The organism is Allobosea sp. P1_A7 (genome assembly GCF_056406775.1).
This window is the reverse complement of record NZ_JBFTZN010000090.1, coordinates 25,877-43,053: the sequence shown is the minus strand read 5'-3', so window position 1 is coordinate 43,053 and position 17,177 is coordinate 25,877. Positions and strand designations below refer to the sequence as shown.

Below are 17,177 nucleotides of genomic sequence, written 5' to 3'. Positions count from 1 at the left end.
GCACGAACTCATGCAGCGAAGGCGGCAAAAGCCAGCCCTGATCGACATCCCAAGAGCGAAACACTTTGGCCATGAGCCAGTGAATCATCCCGAAGCCACCCCGTCCAGAGGATTACTCGGACGGGCTCCTAGCTGCGGAAATGGGGTGGCTTCCGGGCGTCGCTCCGCGAAAGGCCACTGCCGCCGTCGAGGGTCTCTCGAGCATGACGGGGCTAGAAGCGACGGTGGAATTGCCTCCTCTTGCCCGCGCCAACCTGTTGTCGGCATCTGCGCAGGCAAAGCCCGAGGCGAGGACGCCACAGGAAGCCGCCGCGATCTTCTATCGTCTCGCCTTGGCGGTGGAGGACGTCGACCTGGCTGGCGTATTGCGGGATATCAACGAGGATCGCTCGGTCGCCGGGTTCCCTCCCGTCCGCGACGAGGGGGCCATCCTGGAGGAATTCGAGGCCCGAAAGCGGGATTACCGAAAGGCCATCAACGACGTTCTGGATCGGCTCCCGAGTCGGACCCTCGTGAAGGTCATGGACATGGTGGTTCAGAAGGGCACGAAGGACGGCAGCGAGCACGCCCCGGCCTTCATTCAGGAGATTGTCGCGTCCTACGAGTTTGGACTGCGGGGGTTGATCGAAGCCGAGTCCTCAACCGTCGAGAGGCTCGTGACACGTGGCAATGCCGTGGCAGTCCATGGGGAAGCCCACGTCATCCCCGTGATCGACGAGATCAAGAAGGTCGCCGCGAACTTCAACGAGATCGTCGGGCCAGCCCAGCTCGTGGCGAGGGCGAACGGGATCGACCACCTGGCGACCCACAACCTGGCCATCGCGATCCGCGAACTCGCGATCGCACTGCACAATAAGTACGGCTTCGTCGACACGCCCGCCCGCATCGCCGCCTTCCTGAACGATCATTTCGGACTTCTGGACACGGTCACCGACCGAGTAACGCAGGACCTCGCCTATCTCAAAGAGGCCGAGGAAGAAAAGAAGCAGTCGGAAGCCGACCGTGCCGAGTTCGAACGCTGGCTCATCTATAGCGCCGGAATTGGAGCCCTGTTCAAGGACAAGGTCAGTATCTCGTCCACGGGCGTCTCCTGGCAGAACAATCACATCACCCTCGAAGCAGTGACGCGCCTGCGATGGGGTGGTGCCAGCGGACTCCCGGCCGGCACGGCCTATACGATCATGCTGGGCGATGGTCGATCGGCCTTCACGATCAACACGCGCAAAGCCGATATCTACGCGAACCTCGTCGATCGCATATGGCGGACCGTCGGCCTCCGACTGCTACTTGAAACGGCCAGGAGGCTGCAGTCTGGGGAGGCACTGCGCTTCGGTGAGGCCATCGTGCGCGATGACAGCGTCACATTGATACGTCACAAAATACTCGGCTCGAATGAGCCCGTCGCGCTCGACTGGCATCAAGTCAACATCTGGACCGAGGACGGGCATTTCGTCCTGGGCTCGCGAGCCGACAAGAAGGTCTATGTCCGCCTTTCCTACCAGAGCGACGATAACGTACCTGTCTTGGAACATCTTATCCGCACCTTCTTCAAGACAGGCACGGACAGGATTTCCGAGATCTTCAACTGATCAGCGCCAGGCAAGCATCTGCTCAGCGGCTTCAGATCGTAGTGCGGCGCGCATCGCTTCAACGTCCGACTTGGCAATTGTCATATCGGACGCGCGATGGCGATAGCGTGTACAACGAGAATTATAGTCATTGATCCGCAAGTTCAAATTCCGAATATGCACCTCGCGCTTTAGGTCAGAAATCGCTTCAATATGATCAAGCCTGATCACCTCCGCAAGGCAATACCTTATCTCTGCGACTGAGAACGTCAAACCCTGACCGACAGACGGGATCTTCATCGACTCTGAACTACGGAGCGGCGTTGCTCGTGGAAGGGCCGACGTTGTCGAACCACCCGTATAGGGAGGCACATAGCTCGATGACTGCGGTCTTGCACTTAGGTATGCCAGGACACAGATGCCGGCTATGACGAGCGCCCACGTCTTCCGGCTTCCGGTCCAGAATCCAGGACCAGTCGAACGACGCCCCTGATGAGAGCGGGCCTCGGGATCAGAGGGGCGCGCGCTGGAAGCTGGCGGCAACGCGATCGTCGGCGCGGCGGAGATCGTGGAGGCAAGCGCCGTCAATCCCGCGAACCCTCGAGGCACCTTTTCGTCGATGTCACTCACCGCCCCCTCCTAGACAAAGCCGACGCGTGGCTTGGGCGCCCCGCTTTGCGGGAGCGCATCAACGGCCTTCGAGAAGGATGCATCGTCGATGGTGCTCATACGGGCGCGAGCCGCAAGTCGCGCAGCTTCACGGACGACGAAGGCGGTGTCAGAGAGAGGCCGCCCGGCGAGGCGCATTGCATAGGTTTCGAGAATCACGCCATCCGCCAGCGGCACGCCGTCCAGAAGAGCCCGCAACAAATCGAGCATCTCGGTCTGATCAGCGTGGTCGACCTTCACGACATGGTCGAAGCGTCCTCGACGGAGGATCGCCGGATCGATCATGTCGACGCGGTTGGTCATCCCGACAATCAGCACGCCCGCCTTGATCGCTTCCGGGATCGCTCTCAGGAATTCGGCGATCTCTTCTACCCTATGTTGCCCGCCGCCCGCGTCGCGCTCGGACAGGAGCGCATCCATTTCGTCGATGACCACCAGGGATGGAGCCGCGGCAATCGCGGCCTCGAACAACTGCCCCACCTTCCGGCTGGTCTCGTGGATGTATGGGCTGGCCACGCTGCTCGCATCCACGGCGAAATGGGGCCAGCCAAGATGGGCGATCAGTCGCTCGACAGCCACGGTCTTCCCGCAACCTGGCGGGCCCTCCAGGACGATCGCGCCGGGGTTGCCGATGCCGAGCGCAGTGTAATGCGACCGATTTTGGACGATGTCGACGACGTGGTCGTTGAAGAAATCCTCGAGCGCCGTCCTTCCCGGCAGGCGGAGGCGGCCATCGCTCGCCTTCGCAGCCGCGGTTCGGGCGAATTCAGCGGCTTCAGCCTCCGCACGCGGGATCAACATGGCGCCGGTGGGCTCCAATCCTGCTGCGCGGATCACATCGGCGAGTTGATCGACCGACATCCAAGAGAGCAGGTTTTGCACATTGGACATGGGATCGACCGAGACGCGCAAGCCGCCGGTCAGCCACGAACCCAGAACGAGCGCGTCGCCCGCGAGGGCATCTTCGGCATGGGTCGGGAGTATCCGCGACAGCTTCTCCACATAGAGCGCGCGCTCCAACGAGCCATCGCGGTAGCGAGCGCGCGTCTGCCGCATAGCGGCGGCAAAGGACAGTGCCTCCACCTTGTCCCGCGGCGAAGCACATCGATCCAGGGGCGCGAGCGCGAACGATCGCTCGCTCAGGATCGCGCCCATCCGATTCTCGCCGAACGTGACCTTCAACACCTCGGCCTCGTCGAGCAGCCGATCCTGAAACCACCTGTGAAGCAGCGTGCCGCGTATCAGCAGCACAAGACCGCCGCCATCCGCCTTGACGATCTGCCAGCCCGGCCCGGAATGCATCACGCGGCCAGCGCCTACGCCGCGCGCGATTTGGAAACCGATCGGAAGCCAGGGATCCTTGGACATGTCAGGCGGTCACGATATTGGTCATCGCGATCAGATCGTCGGCCTCCGCGGAAACGATCCGGATGCCACCGAGGCCGTGAAACGCCGCCCGTAATCCCTCGATATCGCCTGCCGCAATGGCGCGCTCCCCCTCGGCAACGAGATGCTCGAACATCTTCGGATCGGTGAAGAGATGGGGCGCGGAGGCGTAGTCCTTGAAGCGGTCCACGATGAACCAGTCCTGGCGGCGAAGGATCGTGCCGATCTTGCGGCGGAGTTCCTGGAGATTGGCCTCGAACCCATGGCCGGGCGTACCGATCAGACGCTCCGTGGCTGCCTGCAAGGCCTCGAAGGAGCTGACCTCCGCCGGCTTTGCCAAGGCCCTCATGTCGTGGAAGAACGCAACGACCTGATCCAACTCCATGCGGCGAATGACGCGGAAATTCGCCTTTCGAGCGGAGGCCAGCAGGCTCTTCGCCCTCTGGACGTTGTCGGAGGCCTGCTTGGCGACTTCGGGATCGCTCTCCTGTTCACTGATCGAAGCCGCCAGCTCCAGCCTCTCGCGCGCTTCGGAGAGCGCCGGGTCGTCGACCTTGGCAGAGACCTCCGCAAGCTGTTCGGCCGCTTGCGACGCCTCGTCCAGGATGCGCCTCGCGGCACTGCTGTAGTCGATCATTCCGGAAGCGCGGGAATAGAAGTTCTTGTCGCTCTGGAACGACCCACCGATCGCCGGAATCTCGACTTTCAGGTCGATGTTCCCTCCATCGCCGATCTCGTAGGTGAGGATGAGCGGCGCCCCCGCAGGGATGACGCCATCGACGAAGTCATTGCCGGTAATCTCGAACAGGCCGATGAACGTATTGTCCGAGACGGGATGATCGATATCCCCCTCCCAGAGCTTGAATTTCAATGACCCGGAGGCTCCCGCGCGAAGTGCCTCAGCAGCCTTGAATGGCTGGACACCACGAGCCGGCAGCTGGTCTCCGGCCTTCACCAGGTAATGAAGCCTGGCGATGTCGCCAACGGTATCCAGGACCTCGACGCCGATCGAGTGGGAGGCAGGGATGGCGTCGATGGTAGCGGCCGTCTGCGTGATGACGATGCGATCCTGCGCCAAGGAGAGTGGCCCTCCGGCAGGATCGAAGACGAACATCTTGAAAGTATTCTCGCCCCGCTTCGAAAGGGGCACCTCGATGACAGTGCCGTTCTTGATCTCGGCGCGGCCCGAAGACCACCCGGTGTCGAGACTGTCGACCTGAAAGGACGAGCCCGGGGCCGCGGGTGATCCGAGCTTCAGCGCGATCTTCGCTTTCTGATCCGGAGTTCGTGCGGCGTAATTCACCGTCAGGTCCAGTGTCGACCCGACGCTCACGCTCCCCCTGGAACTCTTGCGGCCCCGGCTATGCGCGCTCCAGTCGATGGCCTCGGCGAAGATGGCGGCGCCAGTGGCAACCGCCGTCATCGGATTCACGTCCGTTGACGGCGCGATGCCAAGCTCGAACGCGACGCGCTCGCGCAGCGGCTTGTATTGGGTCGGACCGCCGACGAAGACGATACCTTCGATGTCGTGTGGAGTGAGACCTGCGTGCTCGATCGTGTCACGCGCCGCCTGGACGGATTCCTTGACCTTGCCCTCGATCAGCCCACCCAGCTGATCCCGGGTGATGTWGACGTCGAGATAGATCTCGGTACCCGCCAGGTCCTTGCATCCGCATTCCGTCTCTTGTGCCCCGATCACCGCATTGTCCCGGCTGGAAAGCTCGATCTTCGCCTTCTCCACCGCCCGCTCCGCGACACGACGCAGCAGCTTGTATTCGGGCAGGGACGAGAACCCCTCGGGCAACGCAAAGGTCTGCTGAAGCCAGGGCATGACGAGGTTGTCGACGATCATGCGATCGAAATCCCGTCCTCCGCACATCTGGATGCCGCCCTGGCCGAGAAGGCTCACGCGGCCGCCAATGCTCTGGGCGATGGCGATGTCCAGGGTTCCCCCGCCAAGGTCGTAGATCAGGAAGATCCCATCGCCCTGGCGACTGCGCATGACGCTCATCACCGCCGCAACGGGCTCCTGCATCAGGGCCACCTTGCCGAGCCCCGCCGCGCGCGCAGCCTCGATCGTGGCGTCCTTCTGCATCTGGTTGAACGCCGCCGGCACGGTGATCACGGTGGCCACGGTCTCGTCGTTGCGGATCTGCTCCGGCAGATAGCCAAACAGCGTGCGAAGGATCTCGGAAGAGCATTCCTCGGGTGTCATGGTAATGCCCACGGAGGGCAAGCGGATTGGCGTCGAGGTACCTATGTGCCGCTTGAACAGCATGGCAGTGCTGTCCGGATTTCGCGGTGCGTTCTCGTAGGCCCGCTGCCCGATATAGCGGTTGCCGCGCCGGTCGATCGCGATCGCCGACGGCGTCACGTCGTTCTGCTCGGGGCTCTTGTAGAGCTGGACGGTCTCCCCGTCATAGGAGCAGATTGCGCTGTTGGTGGTGCCCAGATCAATGCCGACGTAGTGGCTCATCTTCCAACCTTCTTGAGCATGACCGTGCCCATGCGCAGCAGGCCGGCAGAATTCATCACGATCGGATCGATCGTTTCCGCGACGACCAAGGTGTCGTCTGGTCCAAAATCGGCAATATTGAGGGGCGTGGCGGCGGTCCCGGTGTCGAATTGCTGGCCTTCGAGGTTCACCAGGCGCATTCCCGATGCTCCCAGGCAGCTTTCGACCTTTCCGAGGAAATATCGATGCTGGTTCGTGAACCGTGTTGCTTCCAGTGGGTCCAGCTTGGACAACGCTCGCCCGAAGAGCTTCTGGAAACGCCAACTTTCAAGTGCGAGCTCAAGAAGCGCGTCCTCGGCCCTGTTGGCCGCCTGATCGGGATCCATCGACATTTCCGTAGGGTAAGACGGCTCTTGGCATGACCGGCGCAGCCGGAAATAGCCACACGCTAGAATTGTATGAGATTCGTATTCGACTGCAATGGCTTGCTCACGCTCTTCCCCTTCGCAAACCGATGAGGCGCACTTGCTCGGCGCATGGGCCGCATGGCGAGATTGGCCTTCCCCGAGCACGGACAGAGTCGGAAGGCTGAATACCTGCAAGCGGCTGCATTTCAGCAGCGTCAGGCCTCGCCCTGATCCGTGCGCCCCGTGCGAGAACGCCAGCACCGGCAAAAATGACGGTGACTCGTGCGAGGAACTTGCCTCTAGCAGTCAGACGGCGTCGTGGCGCGGAGCATCACATCGGACTCGATGATGATCCGTTGCTGCGCGTTGYGGCCGGCGAACCCGGTCGAGTTGGAGGCGATGCGACTCGCCCAGGAGCCAGCTCTGACGATCGAGCATCTCCAGATTGGCGGGGCACAGACGAGCTGCACGCTGCCGCTCGACATGCCCCTGCCTTCGGCCGCGCTCGTCGCCCTGGTGCGGCGCGATGGCGAGGTGCCTCAGGCGCCGACAGGGCTGAAGGCGCCGTTTCGGCGGCCTCAACGGCCGCAGCAACACGGTGCTGTTCTGGGAGYCGGCGGCGCATGGCGGCGCGCAGCTCTTCGACGTGCTCTGGAGCGCGACGGAAAACGGGCCGTGGCAGGTCATCAACCCGGTCGGGTTGCTGTCGAGCGTTTACCTGCATGCGACCCAATCAGAGGGGCATTATCGCGTCGGGGCGCGGGACCTGTTCGGCCGGACCAGCCAGGAGTCGACGACGATCAAGGCCTGAGCCGATCCCTCACCTGGGAAGGAAGAGCTTCGATCCCTGCGGCGTGCCAAACCGGCCGTTGCGCCGGAACGCCGACTGACGCCGACCGCGCCACGACGCGCGGTCGGCGTCAGCAGCGCCAGGATCGCGTGCGCGATGTGGTCGAGGCAGCGAGGCAAAGGGGCGCCAAGGCGGTTCCCTTGCACCTGGATGTCGGGCGCAGCGACAGCTTCGCGGCGTTCCGGGATGAGGCAACGGCAATGCTGCAGCGCGAATGGAACGCAGGCTCCTTCGACTACCTCGTCAACAATGCGGGCTTCGGACAGATGGCCCTGTTCGAGGACACCAGCGAGGAGCTCTTCGACTCCTTCATGCGGGTGCTGTTCAAGGGACCCTATTTTCTGACCCAGGCTCTGCTTCCAGTGCTTGCTGACGGCGGTGCCATCGTCAATGTGACGAGCAATTCGACCCTGCAGAGCGGCATGGAGCCGGGCTATTCCGCCTATGCATCGATGAAGGGCGGCCTGACCGTACTCACCCGCTACATGGCCAAGGAGTTCGGCCGCCGCGGCATCCGCGTGAACGCCGTTGCGCCGGGCGCCACCAGGACCCGGATCGGCGACGATGCGTTCGATCGCTATCCGGAGATCATTCAGTCCATCGTCGAGAAGACGGGGTTGGGGCGTCTCGGAGAGGCCAGCGATGTGGGCGCCGTGATCGCAGCCGTGCTCTCGGACGAATTCCGCTGGGTAACCGGACAGTCCATCGAAGCATCCGGCGGCGCCAGGTTGTCCTTCGCCTGCTAGGCGAAACCGCAGCGCCTCCTGAGGTCGAGCCACGATCGGCCCCTGGCAATCTCACACGGGCCGGCCATCGGGGCACGCGCTGGCGGCTCGGGACGCGCCCTCGCGTCGCTCATGCCCGGGACGCGGGCGTCGAGGTCGCCCGTCTTCGGAATGGTGCAACCGCGCATCGGTCGGGCAGGCCGTCCCTGGATGCCCTGTTGATGTTGGGGCAGGCGTGGTCGGATGGTATTCAACAACATGCAGGGCTGTCGCCATCCTGTCATGTGCGGCTGCAACTAGCTCACCCCATCCAAGGGATCACGGATTATCGGAGGTTGGGGATGCAACTGAGAACGCTTTGGCATGCGGTAGCAATTGGCAGCGCCTTCGCTGCGGCCCCTGTCGCCGCGCAGACGATCTATCCCATCAACCGTGCCGAAATCCTCGAGGGCTCGCGCTTCGACTTCAAGGTCGAGTTCCCGAACGCGCCGACCTCGGCCGATGTCGCGGTYACGATCAACGGCAAGCCGGCCGCCGAAATCTTCGGCAAGGCCACGACCTTCATGCAGAACGAGGAAGGCCAGAAGCATTCGGCGCTGTGGCTGCGTGGCGCGACGCTTCCGGCGGGCAATTATACCGTCGAGGCGAAGCAGGGAACCAACAAGGCGACGGTCAAATGGGAGGTCTTCGCCACCACCCAGCCGCGCCGCGCCAAGAACGTCATCCTCTTCATCGGTGACGGCATGTCGGTCGCCAACCGCACCGCGGCCCGCATTCTCTCCAAGGGCTGGGACGAAGGTCGCTACAATGGCGAGCTCGCCATGGACGACATGTCCAACATGGCGCTGATCTCGACCTCGGGCACGGACTCGATCGTGACCGACAGCGCCAATGCCGCCCATGCCTACACCACCGGCCATAAATCCTGCGTCAACGCACTCGGCGTCTACTGCGCCAAGAACGCCCTGACGCTCGACCATCCCAAGGTCGAGACCATCGCCGAGGTGATCAAGCGTCGCGGCAAGATGGCGATCGGCGTCGTCACCAACTCGGAAATCGAGGACGCGACCCCGGCTTCGATGGTGGCCCACACCCGCCGCCGCTCGGATTTCAACGACATCGTCAAGATGTTCCGTTCAAGGAGGCGGGCTACACGCTCGCGACCACCAAGACGGAAATGAACGCGGCTGTCGCGGCCGGCTCGAAAAAGCTGCTCGGCCTCTACAACACCGGTAACATCGACGGCGCGTTCGATCTGCGGCTGACCAAGAAGGGCACGGTTTCGAAGTTCCCCGACCAGCCGGACGTGGTAGAGCAAACCAAGGCTGCGCTCGACATGCTCAAGGGCAACGAGGACGGTTTCTTCCTGATGGTCGAGTCGGCCCGCATCGACAAGTACAGCCATTCGCTCGACTGGGAGCGTTCGGTGTTCGATACGATCATGCTCGACAACGCGGTGGCGGTGGCGAAGGACTTCGCCGGCGACCGCAACGACACCCTGATCATCGTGGTGCCCGATCACGCCCATCCGATCTCGATCATCGGCACCTATGACGACGACCGTCCGGGCCAGCTCCTGCGCGACAAGCTCGGCGTCTACGCCGACTCCGTGCCGCCGAACTACGGCCCGCTCGACGTGGACGGCTACCCCACCAAGGTCGACACCTCGCGCCGCCTCGCAGTGGTCTATGGCAGCTATCCCGACACCTGCGACACCGGCCGCCCGGACATGACCGGCGAACGCGTGCCGGCGGTCAAGGGCCCGGATGGCAAGACCAATATCGCGAACGAGAAGGACYGCACCGGCCCGCTGGCCGCGCGCCGGACAGGCAACCTGCCCTTCGACGCCAATAGCGGCGTCCACTCCGCCGACGACGTGATCCTGACTGCGATGGGCCCGGGCGCCGAGAAGTTCCGCGGCCATAAGCCCAACACCTATGTCTTCCGCGTCATGGCGGAAGCACTGGCGCTGGGCGGCAAGTAAGTAAGGCGGCAAGTAGGCCGGCCATCCGCCGACAGGGACGAGCGATGCAACGGCAACGCCATGAGATGCTGACCACCCGCCGCGTGACCCTCACGGGTCTCGCGGTGGCCCTGCTTTGCAGGGATGTCCGAGCGGCGGAGCCGGCCACGATCGCCTTCGACGGCCTCTACAGATCCTTCGGCGTGCTCGGCTTCCAGTTTTCGGACCGCGTCACGGCCCTGCGCGGACAAGAGGTACGCCTGACCGGCTACATGGCGCCTCCGCTGAAGCCGGAAAGCCACTTCTTCGTGCTCACGCGCGAGCCGCTGGCGATCTGCCCGTTCTGCCAATCGGATGCCGACTGGCCAGTCGACATCGTCGTCGTCTTCATGAAGGAGATCACGCCAATGGTCAGCGCCGGTCGCAAGGTCGTCGTGTCGGGTCGGCTGGAGATAGGCTCGGCCACGGATCAGGAAACCGGCTTCGTCAGCCAGATCAGACTCGTCGATGCCCGCTTCACACTCGCCTGAGCGATCCGCCGCTCGGACATTGCGGCTTTCAAAYGTGACACTCGACCATCGCGGCGGCGACGGGCGCCCTTTCCGCGTGCTGGACGTTCCCGAACTCACAGTGCCTTCCGGCGCTCATATCGGTTTGCGCGGCCCCTCAGGCTCCGGCAAGACCTCGCTTCTGCACCTGATTGCCGGGCTGATCGTGCCGAGCACAGGCAGGGTCTCATGGGGCGAGACGGAGATCTCCTCCCTGTCGCCCGGCAATCGCGACCGCTGGCGTCTCTCGACGCTCGGCTCCGTCTTCCAGGATTTCCACCTGATCCCGGAACTCGACATCCTTGGCAACATCACGCTGCCCACGACCTTCTCATCCTGGAGGGTTGGCCCGGCCGAGCGGGAGCATGCCAAGACCGTCGCCGCGCGCATGGGTCTCACTGATCTGCGCCGCCGGACAGGAGTACTTTCACGTGGCGAGCAGCAGCGGGTTGCGATTGCCCGCGCGGTCTGCCGGCAGCCTGCCATGATCCTCGCCGACGAACCCACGGCCAGTCTGGATGCGGCCCATGCCGATGAGGTGGGCGCCTTGCTGGTCGATGCGGCCGTTGAGGCCGGCGCCACCTTGATTTGCGCCACGCATGATGCCGCGCTCCTGGCGCGGATGAAGCATCGGCTCGACATCAAGGCCGCGTCTCCGATTGCGAAGCAGGCCGCATGAACCCCTTCGCAATGATCCTCGCCGATCTTCGCGCCCTGCGTTGGACGGCGGCCGCGATTGTCGTCCTGATAGCGCTGGCGGTTGCAGTCGGCGTGGCGATCGGCGCGCAGGAGCGGGCGCTGCGGCAGAGTTCGGCCGCCGCGGCGGATGACTTCGCCCTCCTCATCGGTGCGCCCGGCAGCCAGACCCAGTTGCTGATGTCGACGGTCTATCTGCAGCTCGACGCGATCCCGCTGATGGAGGGAAGCGTCCTGCAGTCGCTGGCCCGGGACGAGCGTGTCGCCGCCTTCGCGCCGATCGCCTTCGGCGACGTCACACGTGGCTATCCGATCATCGGCACGACCGCGGCCTTTGCCACGCGCTGGGGCCGCGTCACACCGAGCGAGGGGCGCCTCTTCGCCAGGGAACGCGAAGCCTTGATCGGCGCCGATGTCGACTATCGGCTCGGCGAGAGCATCACGCCGTCGCATGGTGTTGCCGGCCAGACTCATAAAGCGGGCGAGGAGGATGAGGACGAGGCCGGACACCGCCATGCCGGCCACGACTACACCATCGTCGGCCGCCTGCCGCCGCTCGGATCGCCCTGGGACCGCGCGATCCTGGTACCGATCGAGAGCGTCTGGGAGGTTCACGGGCTCGGCAATGGACACGCCGCAGGCACCGAGACGATCGGGCCGCCCTTCGATGGCGTGCCTGTGCCCGGCGTGCCCGCGATCGTCGTCAAGCCGCGCAGCGTGGCCGGGGCMTATGCCCTGCGCAGCCAGTATCGCCAGGGCGGGACGATGGCGTTCTTTCCCGCCGAAGTCCTGGTCGGGATCTATCGCTCGCTCGGCGACGCGCGTGGTGTGCTTGTCTTCGCTTCCACGCTGAATGCGACGCTGGTGCTGGCCTCGATCCTTCTGCTGCTGATTGCGGTGACCGGGCTGCGGCGGCGGCGCTACGCCGTATTGCGTGCCATGGGCGCATCCCGGCTCTACGTCCTGCTCGTGATCTGGCTCGGCATGGCCCTGCTGATGGCGCTCGGCTGTATCGCCGGGCTGTTGCTCGGTGGTGCTGCTGCCGGCGTCCTGTCAGGCCTGATCGAGGCGCAGACCGGCCTTCGCCTCACGATCGCACTGGACAAGCCTGAATTCCTGCAGATCGCCCTGCTGTTCGTCGTCGGCACCGTTCTCAGCCTGCTGCCGGCGATCGCCTCGTTCGCCAACCCGATCGCGTCGGGACTGCGCGACTGAAGCGTGGCGGCTCCCGCTTTGCTGGCGAAGGTCAAGGTCGAACGGCCGCGGCTGTTCATGGTGCCATTCCCAGCGGTTAGTGCTTGATTAACGAAACCATCCAACGATCGCAACGCAGGGTTGTCATCGGCAGCGATGAGCCTAACCTCTCGCCGCACCATGATGGCATTCGAGGATGGCGATCGATGGCGGTCAAAAACGCGATGATCAGGAATGCGTGACGAACGACCAGAGCGCCGCCGAAACCGCGCTCCCGAGTTCCCTGGCCGGCGCCCAATCGTGCTGAATTCGGAGGCCGATTACCTGCGTGCTTGTGCGCGTGCCGGTGAGATCCACGCCGCAGCCGCCCATAATCCGATGACGGACCTCGAGCTCGAACGGCTCGCACTGGCGATACTGACCTGGGAATTGAAACGGGGTGGAAGTGACGTCTAGGGACGACACTGCATGTTGTGCCCGGGCCATCGCGGCAATGAACTCACCCTTCCGAGGAGATTGGCCGCCGGTCTTGGAGAGGACTGCCCCCTGCCCCTGTGCCGCCCGGCACAGGCCCCGAACGCACGCATGGCCCGCAGGATCATTGCGTTCGGAGCACGCCTAGCCCGACAGGCTCGCAAGCTCCCGGACCAATTCCTGCCGCAACCAGGCAACCGATGGGTGTGCTCCCATCGTGCGGTGGGACAGCATCGAGATCTGAAGCGCCGGGCTTGGATAGGGCGGATCACGGAATTCAAGCCCCGGATTCTGCTCCGCCAATTGCTTGGGGACGAACGCAATCATGTCGGTGGCAGCGATAATCGGGGGCACCGTGAGAATATGAGACACAACCGCCCCGACCTTGCGTGTCAGGCCACGCTCCGCCATCAGCGCTTCGAGCTGGAGCGGATTGCTGCTGACATAGGCCCGTTCGAGGCCCTCCTGGTCGATTGTTCCGCCCGCAGTCATTGCGCCTTGGCCGGCGATGAGAATGTCGAGATGCGGGAATTCCGCCAGTTCCTCCACACCAAAGGTGCCGGTCGCAGCAGGATGCCCTCTCCGCATGACCCAGACATTCGGTCCTGTGAAAAGAGGCTCCATGACAAGGCGGGACGGGACGCGCCCGAACGCTCCAATGACGAGATGCAGGGTTCCGCGATCGAGTTCTTCCACGAGGTTGAGATCATTGAACGGGCGCAGCCAGAACCGCAGGCCAGGCCCGATCCGTCCCAGTTTTGAAAGAACGGGCGGCATCAGGGCGCCGATGACATAGTCGGATGTAGCAATGACGAAGCGCGTCTCAGATGAGCCCGGTTCGAATACAGGCCCGTGAAACGCCGCCTCGATCTGACGAAGTGCGCTCTTGATCGGCTGTGCCAACTCTTCAGCGCGCGGCGTCGGGTGCATTCTGCCGGGGCCGCGTACGAACAATTCGTCGTCGAGGATCCGCCGCAGCTTGTTCAGGGAATGACTGACGGCTGATTGGGTCAAACCCAGGCGAGCAGCGGCGCGGGAGGCGCCTCGCTCTTCCATGACCGCATCGAAGACGCGGATGAGATTCAAATCAAGCTTGTGAAGGATGCTCATTGGCCGAGCTTTATCCAATTGAGAACCGGGGAGCTCTTGCTCGCGCTCCTTCGCGACCGGACCGCCAGCTGCCCCCGGAACCGAGCTCGCCAGGGGAAACCGCCTCGGCACGCAGCTTGTGAATGGCAGGTTTCATCTTCGTCCCTTCGCCAGACAGCCTGGCCGCCTGCCTTGCGACCACAGCCGGCAGCCGAAGCGCTCCGCAGCTCCCTTCGTCTCACGAGGTGCCCCGCTCTCATCGAGGGGAAGCCATATGAGCAGCACTCATTCTTCAAATGGCATAGTTTCATTTCAATCATAAGCCCTGAGATCCCATATTCGGGCCGCACCCGGCAGATCAGATTGGCCGGTGAGGAACATCGACATGAGCGCTGCAGTCGCCCGCCTTCGCCCGGCAGAAGGCCCCGCCGCAAAGACAAGCGAACAACCGGCACAGCACAAGAGAAAGCCGCGCCGCGCGCTGATCAACCTCGCCCGCACCTCCGTGCTGGTGGGAGGCGTCGGGCTTGCCATCGTCATCCCGCTGGGATGGGGACACTGGATCGCGGGGCTTACCGACCAGACGACCGACAACGCTTATCTTCGAGCCGACACCGTTCCGGTCAGCGTGCAAACCGGGGGCCGGGTCACCCGGGTCGTGGTCGCGGACTTTCAGCCGGTAAAGGCGGGTGACGCACTGTTCGAGATCGAAGACACGGAACACGCGGCGCGCGTCAGACAGGCAGAAGCCGGCGTCGCAGCAGCCGATGCCGCCTTGCGCAATACCGAAAGCCGGACCGAGCTGCAGCATTATGTCATCGCTCAGACAGAAGCCGGCATCGCGGCCATCCTGGCTGATCGCGACCGTGCCGTTCAGGAACGCGGTCGGCAGGAGGCGTTGACACGCGACGGCTGGACGACGGCACAGCGGCTCGAACTCGCCGTAGCCGATACGAAGCGCTTCGATGCGCGACTATTGGAGAAGCGGGCTGAAATCGCAGTTCAGCGGCAACAGCTCGCGGTGCTTGGAACCCAGGATCAGCAGGCTCGAGCCGAACTGCAAAGCCGGCGCGCGGCTCTCGACCTTGCGCGCGTCGATCTCGGCTACACGCGGATCTCTGCCCCGATCGACGGCATCACCAACGCGAGTTCGGTCCGCGAAGGGCAATATGTCCGCACAGGGTCGCAGCTCATCTCGATCGTGCCGCTGCCACGGGTGCATGTCGTGGCCAATTACAAGGAAACCCAGCTTTCGCAGGTCCGGCCAGGCCAAGCCGTCAGCGTGACGATCGATGCCTTCCCTGGCCGCGCCCTGACCGGCCGCGTCGAGCGTCTGTCGCCCGCCAGCGGCGCGGAGTTCAGCTTGCTGCCGGCGGATAACGCAACCGGCAATTTCACCAAGGTCGCCCAGCGTATCGGAGTTCGGATCGCGCTCGACTCCACTCCGGAACTGGAGGGGCTGCTGCGTCCCGGAATGTCGGTCGTCACGACGATCCACACCGACCGGTTGGCGCCGGAACAGGCTCAACGCTGAACCCGCAACCTCGGGAGGCTCGATCATGGCGACCGCAATCCATCCCGCAGCCCCTGCGCGTCCAATCGCGGCCGCACCGAGCCTGCGCGCACTGGTCGGTGTCGCGGCGGTCTTGCTCGGCACGTTCACCGCACTCGTGAATGCGCGCTTGACTGAAATCGGCCTCGCCGACATTCGGGGCGCGCTCGGGATCGGAGCCGATGAAGGCTCCTGGATCACGACCGCCTACATTACGGCGGAGGTTGCCGCTATCCCAGCCGCGGTCTGGCTACGCGGGATCCTGTCCCCGGCCCGCGGCGTGCTCCTCGGTTCCCTGCTCTTCACGCTCTTCTCGTTGGCCGCGCCGTTCAGCCCGTCACTCACTGTCCTGCTGATGTTCCAGGCCTTGCGCGGGCTCAGTGCCGGCGTCCTGATCCCGATGGCCTATGCGGTGACGATGCGTCATCTGCCTCAGCCCATGCGCCTGTATGGCCTCTCCTTCTATGCGTTGATCTCAGCCTTCACACCGAGCCTCTCGGTGTCGATCGAAGCTTGGGTGATGGACCACTTCACCTGGCAGTACCTGTTCTGGCTGAACGTGCTGCCGGGAACATTGACGCTGTTCGCCGGGTCCTATGGCCTGACCCGCGATCCGATCAAGTACATGCGCTTTCGAAGGCCTGACGGTTTCAGCCTGATCGCGCTTTCACTCGGGCTGGCGGCTCTTGTCACTGCGCTTGATCAGGGAAACCGCCTCGACTGGTTCGCCTCGGGGCTTATTACCGGACTGGCGGCCTCGGCCACGCTTCTCCTCGGCGGCGCCCTGGTCCACGCGCTCCTGCATCACGATCCGCTGGTCGATCCCCGCCTGCTCTGGCGGCGCAACACCGGGCTCGGCCTGTTCATGATGTTCCTGACGCGCATCGCGGTGATGTCATCAGCTCTCGTGCTGCCGCAATATTTCGCCCGGGTGCAGGGCTACAGGGCGCTCGAGAGCGGCAGCGTGTTCCTGGCCTCCGCCTTGCCGCAGCTGCTCCTTATGCCGCTCGTCGCCAGCCTCTGCTACAGGGTCGATCCGCGCCGCCTGCTTGTCTTCGGCGCCGCGCTGCAGGGCGTCGGCCTCCTGATGATGGCAGGCCTGACCAGCCAGTGGAACGCGAGCCAGGTTCTCGTTCCCCTTGTCGTGCAGTCGAGCGCCGCGCCATTCCTGGCCATTCCGATCATGGTCCTGATCACCGAAGACATCTCGCTGCGCGAAATTCCCTGGATCGCATCGCTTGTTCACATCCTGCGCACGGTCGGCTCGGCGGTTGGCGTGGCCGCCGTTGGCACCTTCGTCCGGGTTCAGGAACAGGTGCATTCGAACCTGCTCGGCCAGCATGTCACGACCGCAAGCATCCAGGCCACGCAGCGGATCGAGACGCTGTCGCAGATGTTCTCGTCGCGCCTGCCCGAGATCGAAGCGACGCGGGCAGCTACCGCCCTCATCGCCCGCACGCTGCAACGGGAAGCCTTCGTCCTGGCCTATCGCGACGCGTTCCTGCTGCTCGGCATCCTGATGCTCGCATCGATCCTGATCGCATTTGGCTTCCGCAAGACCATGCTGCCCGGAAAGCTCTTGTAATCCCCCAGGGAGAGAA

16 protein-coding genes are annotated in these 17,177 nt (G+C 63.9%); 11 read left to right on the top strand and 5 right to left on the bottom strand.

From position 1 onward, the window contains the following. Positions 1-203: 203 nt before the first annotated feature. The gene (locus AC1D34_RS17360; RefSeq protein ID WP_476824829.1) at positions 204-1,589 is read left to right on the top strand and encodes a hypothetical protein; all 1,386 of its coding nucleotides are present in this window, start codon (positions 204-206) and stop codon (positions 1,587-1,589) included. Here AC1D34_RS17360 and AC1D34_RS17355 read toward each other — a convergent pair whose 3' ends face one another. Genes AC1D34_RS17355 through AC1D34_RS17340 form a run of 4 tightly spaced genes read right to left on the bottom strand, consistent with a single transcriptional unit; the run spans position 1,590 to position 6,464 of the window. Continuing rightward, positions 1,590-2,198 (bottom strand): hypothetical protein, encoded by a 609-nt coding sequence (locus AC1D34_RS17355; protein ID WP_476769024.1) that lies wholly within the window; start codon positions 2,196-2,198, stop codon positions 1,590-1,592. A gap of 9 nt (positions 2,199-2,207) precedes the next feature. Then, the gene (locus AC1D34_RS17350; protein ID WP_476824828.1) at positions 2,208-3,605 is read right to left on the bottom strand and encodes an ATP-binding protein; all 1,398 of its coding nucleotides are present in this window, start codon (positions 3,603-3,605) and stop codon (positions 2,208-2,210) included. Position 3,606: 1 nt separating this feature from the next. Then, positions 3,607-6,099 carry an Hsp70 family protein gene (locus AC1D34_RS17345; protein WP_476824827.1) on the bottom strand — a complete coding sequence of 831 codons (2,493 nt, stop codon included), beginning with the start codon at positions 6,097-6,099 and terminating at the stop codon, positions 3,607-3,609. Next, entirely contained in the window at positions 6,096-6,464 is a 369-nt protein-coding gene (locus AC1D34_RS17340) for a hypothetical protein (protein ID WP_441505377.1), read from the bottom strand. Before AC1D34_RS17340 ends, AC1D34_RS17345 begins: the two co-directional genes overlap by 4 nt. A 619-nt stretch (positions 6,465-7,083) precedes the next feature. Between AC1D34_RS17340 and AC1D34_RS17335 the strand changes: the two genes are divergently transcribed. From AC1D34_RS17335 to AC1D34_RS17300, 8 genes are all read left to right on the top strand, one after another. Further along, positions 7,084-7,296, top strand: coding sequence for a hypothetical protein (locus AC1D34_RS17335; RefSeq protein WP_476824832.1), 213 nt, complete (start codon positions 7,084-7,086; stop codon positions 7,294-7,296). Further along, on the top strand, positions 7,218-8,081 hold the full coding sequence (locus tag AC1D34_RS17330) for an SDR family NAD(P)-dependent oxidoreductase (RefSeq protein ID WP_476824831.1): 864 nt from the start codon (positions 7,218-7,220) through the stop codon (positions 8,079-8,081). The genes AC1D34_RS17335 and AC1D34_RS17330 overlap by 79 nt, the downstream gene beginning before the upstream one ends. A 320-nt stretch (positions 8,082-8,401) precedes the next feature. Beyond that, positions 8,402-9,241, top strand: coding sequence for an alkaline phosphatase (locus tag AC1D34_RS17325; RefSeq protein WP_476824826.1), 840 nt, complete (start codon positions 8,402-8,404; stop codon positions 9,239-9,241). Then, positions 9,238-10,044 (top strand): alkaline phosphatase, encoded by an 807-nt coding sequence (locus tag AC1D34_RS17320; RefSeq protein ID WP_476824825.1) that lies wholly within the window; start codon positions 9,238-9,240, stop codon positions 10,042-10,044. The genes AC1D34_RS17325 and AC1D34_RS17320 overlap by 4 nt, the downstream gene beginning before the upstream one ends. 44 nt (positions 10,045-10,088) lie before the next feature. Next, a complete protein-coding gene (locus AC1D34_RS17315; RefSeq protein ID WP_441508070.1) occupies positions 10,089-10,553 on the top strand; it encodes a hypothetical protein in 465 nt (154 codons plus the stop codon). A gap of 34 nt (positions 10,554-10,587) precedes the next feature. Continuing rightward, positions 10,588-11,250 (top strand): ABC transporter ATP-binding protein, encoded by a 663-nt coding sequence (locus AC1D34_RS17310; RefSeq protein WP_441508069.1) that lies wholly within the window; start codon positions 10,588-10,590, stop codon positions 11,248-11,250. Next, the gene (locus AC1D34_RS17305) at positions 11,247-12,482 is read left to right on the top strand and encodes an FtsX-like permease family protein (protein ID WP_441508068.1); all 1,236 of its coding nucleotides are present in this window, start codon (positions 11,247-11,249) and stop codon (positions 12,480-12,482) included. Before AC1D34_RS17310 ends, AC1D34_RS17305 begins: the two co-directional genes overlap by 4 nt. A 279-nt stretch (positions 12,483-12,761) precedes the next feature. Then, on the top strand, positions 12,762-12,917 hold the full coding sequence (locus AC1D34_RS17300; protein WP_441489968.1) for a hypothetical protein: 156 nt from the start codon (positions 12,762-12,764) through the stop codon (positions 12,915-12,917). A gap of 162 nt (positions 12,918-13,079) precedes the next feature. On the opposite strand, the gene AC1D34_RS17295 is transcribed toward AC1D34_RS17300, so the two are convergent. After that, positions 13,080-14,045: a LysR family transcriptional regulator gene (locus AC1D34_RS17295; RefSeq protein ID WP_476775438.1), complete on the bottom strand. Its 966-nt coding sequence runs from the start codon at positions 14,043-14,045 to the stop codon at positions 13,080-13,082. A 364-nt stretch (positions 14,046-14,409) separates the two neighbouring features. Between AC1D34_RS17295 and AC1D34_RS17290 the strand changes: the two genes are divergently transcribed. Further along, positions 14,410-15,558 (top strand): HlyD family secretion protein, encoded by a 1,149-nt coding sequence (locus AC1D34_RS17290; protein ID WP_441508066.1) that lies wholly within the window; start codon positions 14,410-14,412, stop codon positions 15,556-15,558. A gap of 25 nt (positions 15,559-15,583) precedes the next feature. Further along, complete coding sequence (locus AC1D34_RS17285; RefSeq protein ID WP_441508065.1) at positions 15,584-17,161, top strand: DHA2 family efflux MFS transporter permease subunit; 1,578 nt, start codon at positions 15,584-15,586, stop codon at positions 17,159-17,161. Positions 17,162-17,177 lie beyond the last annotated feature (16 nt).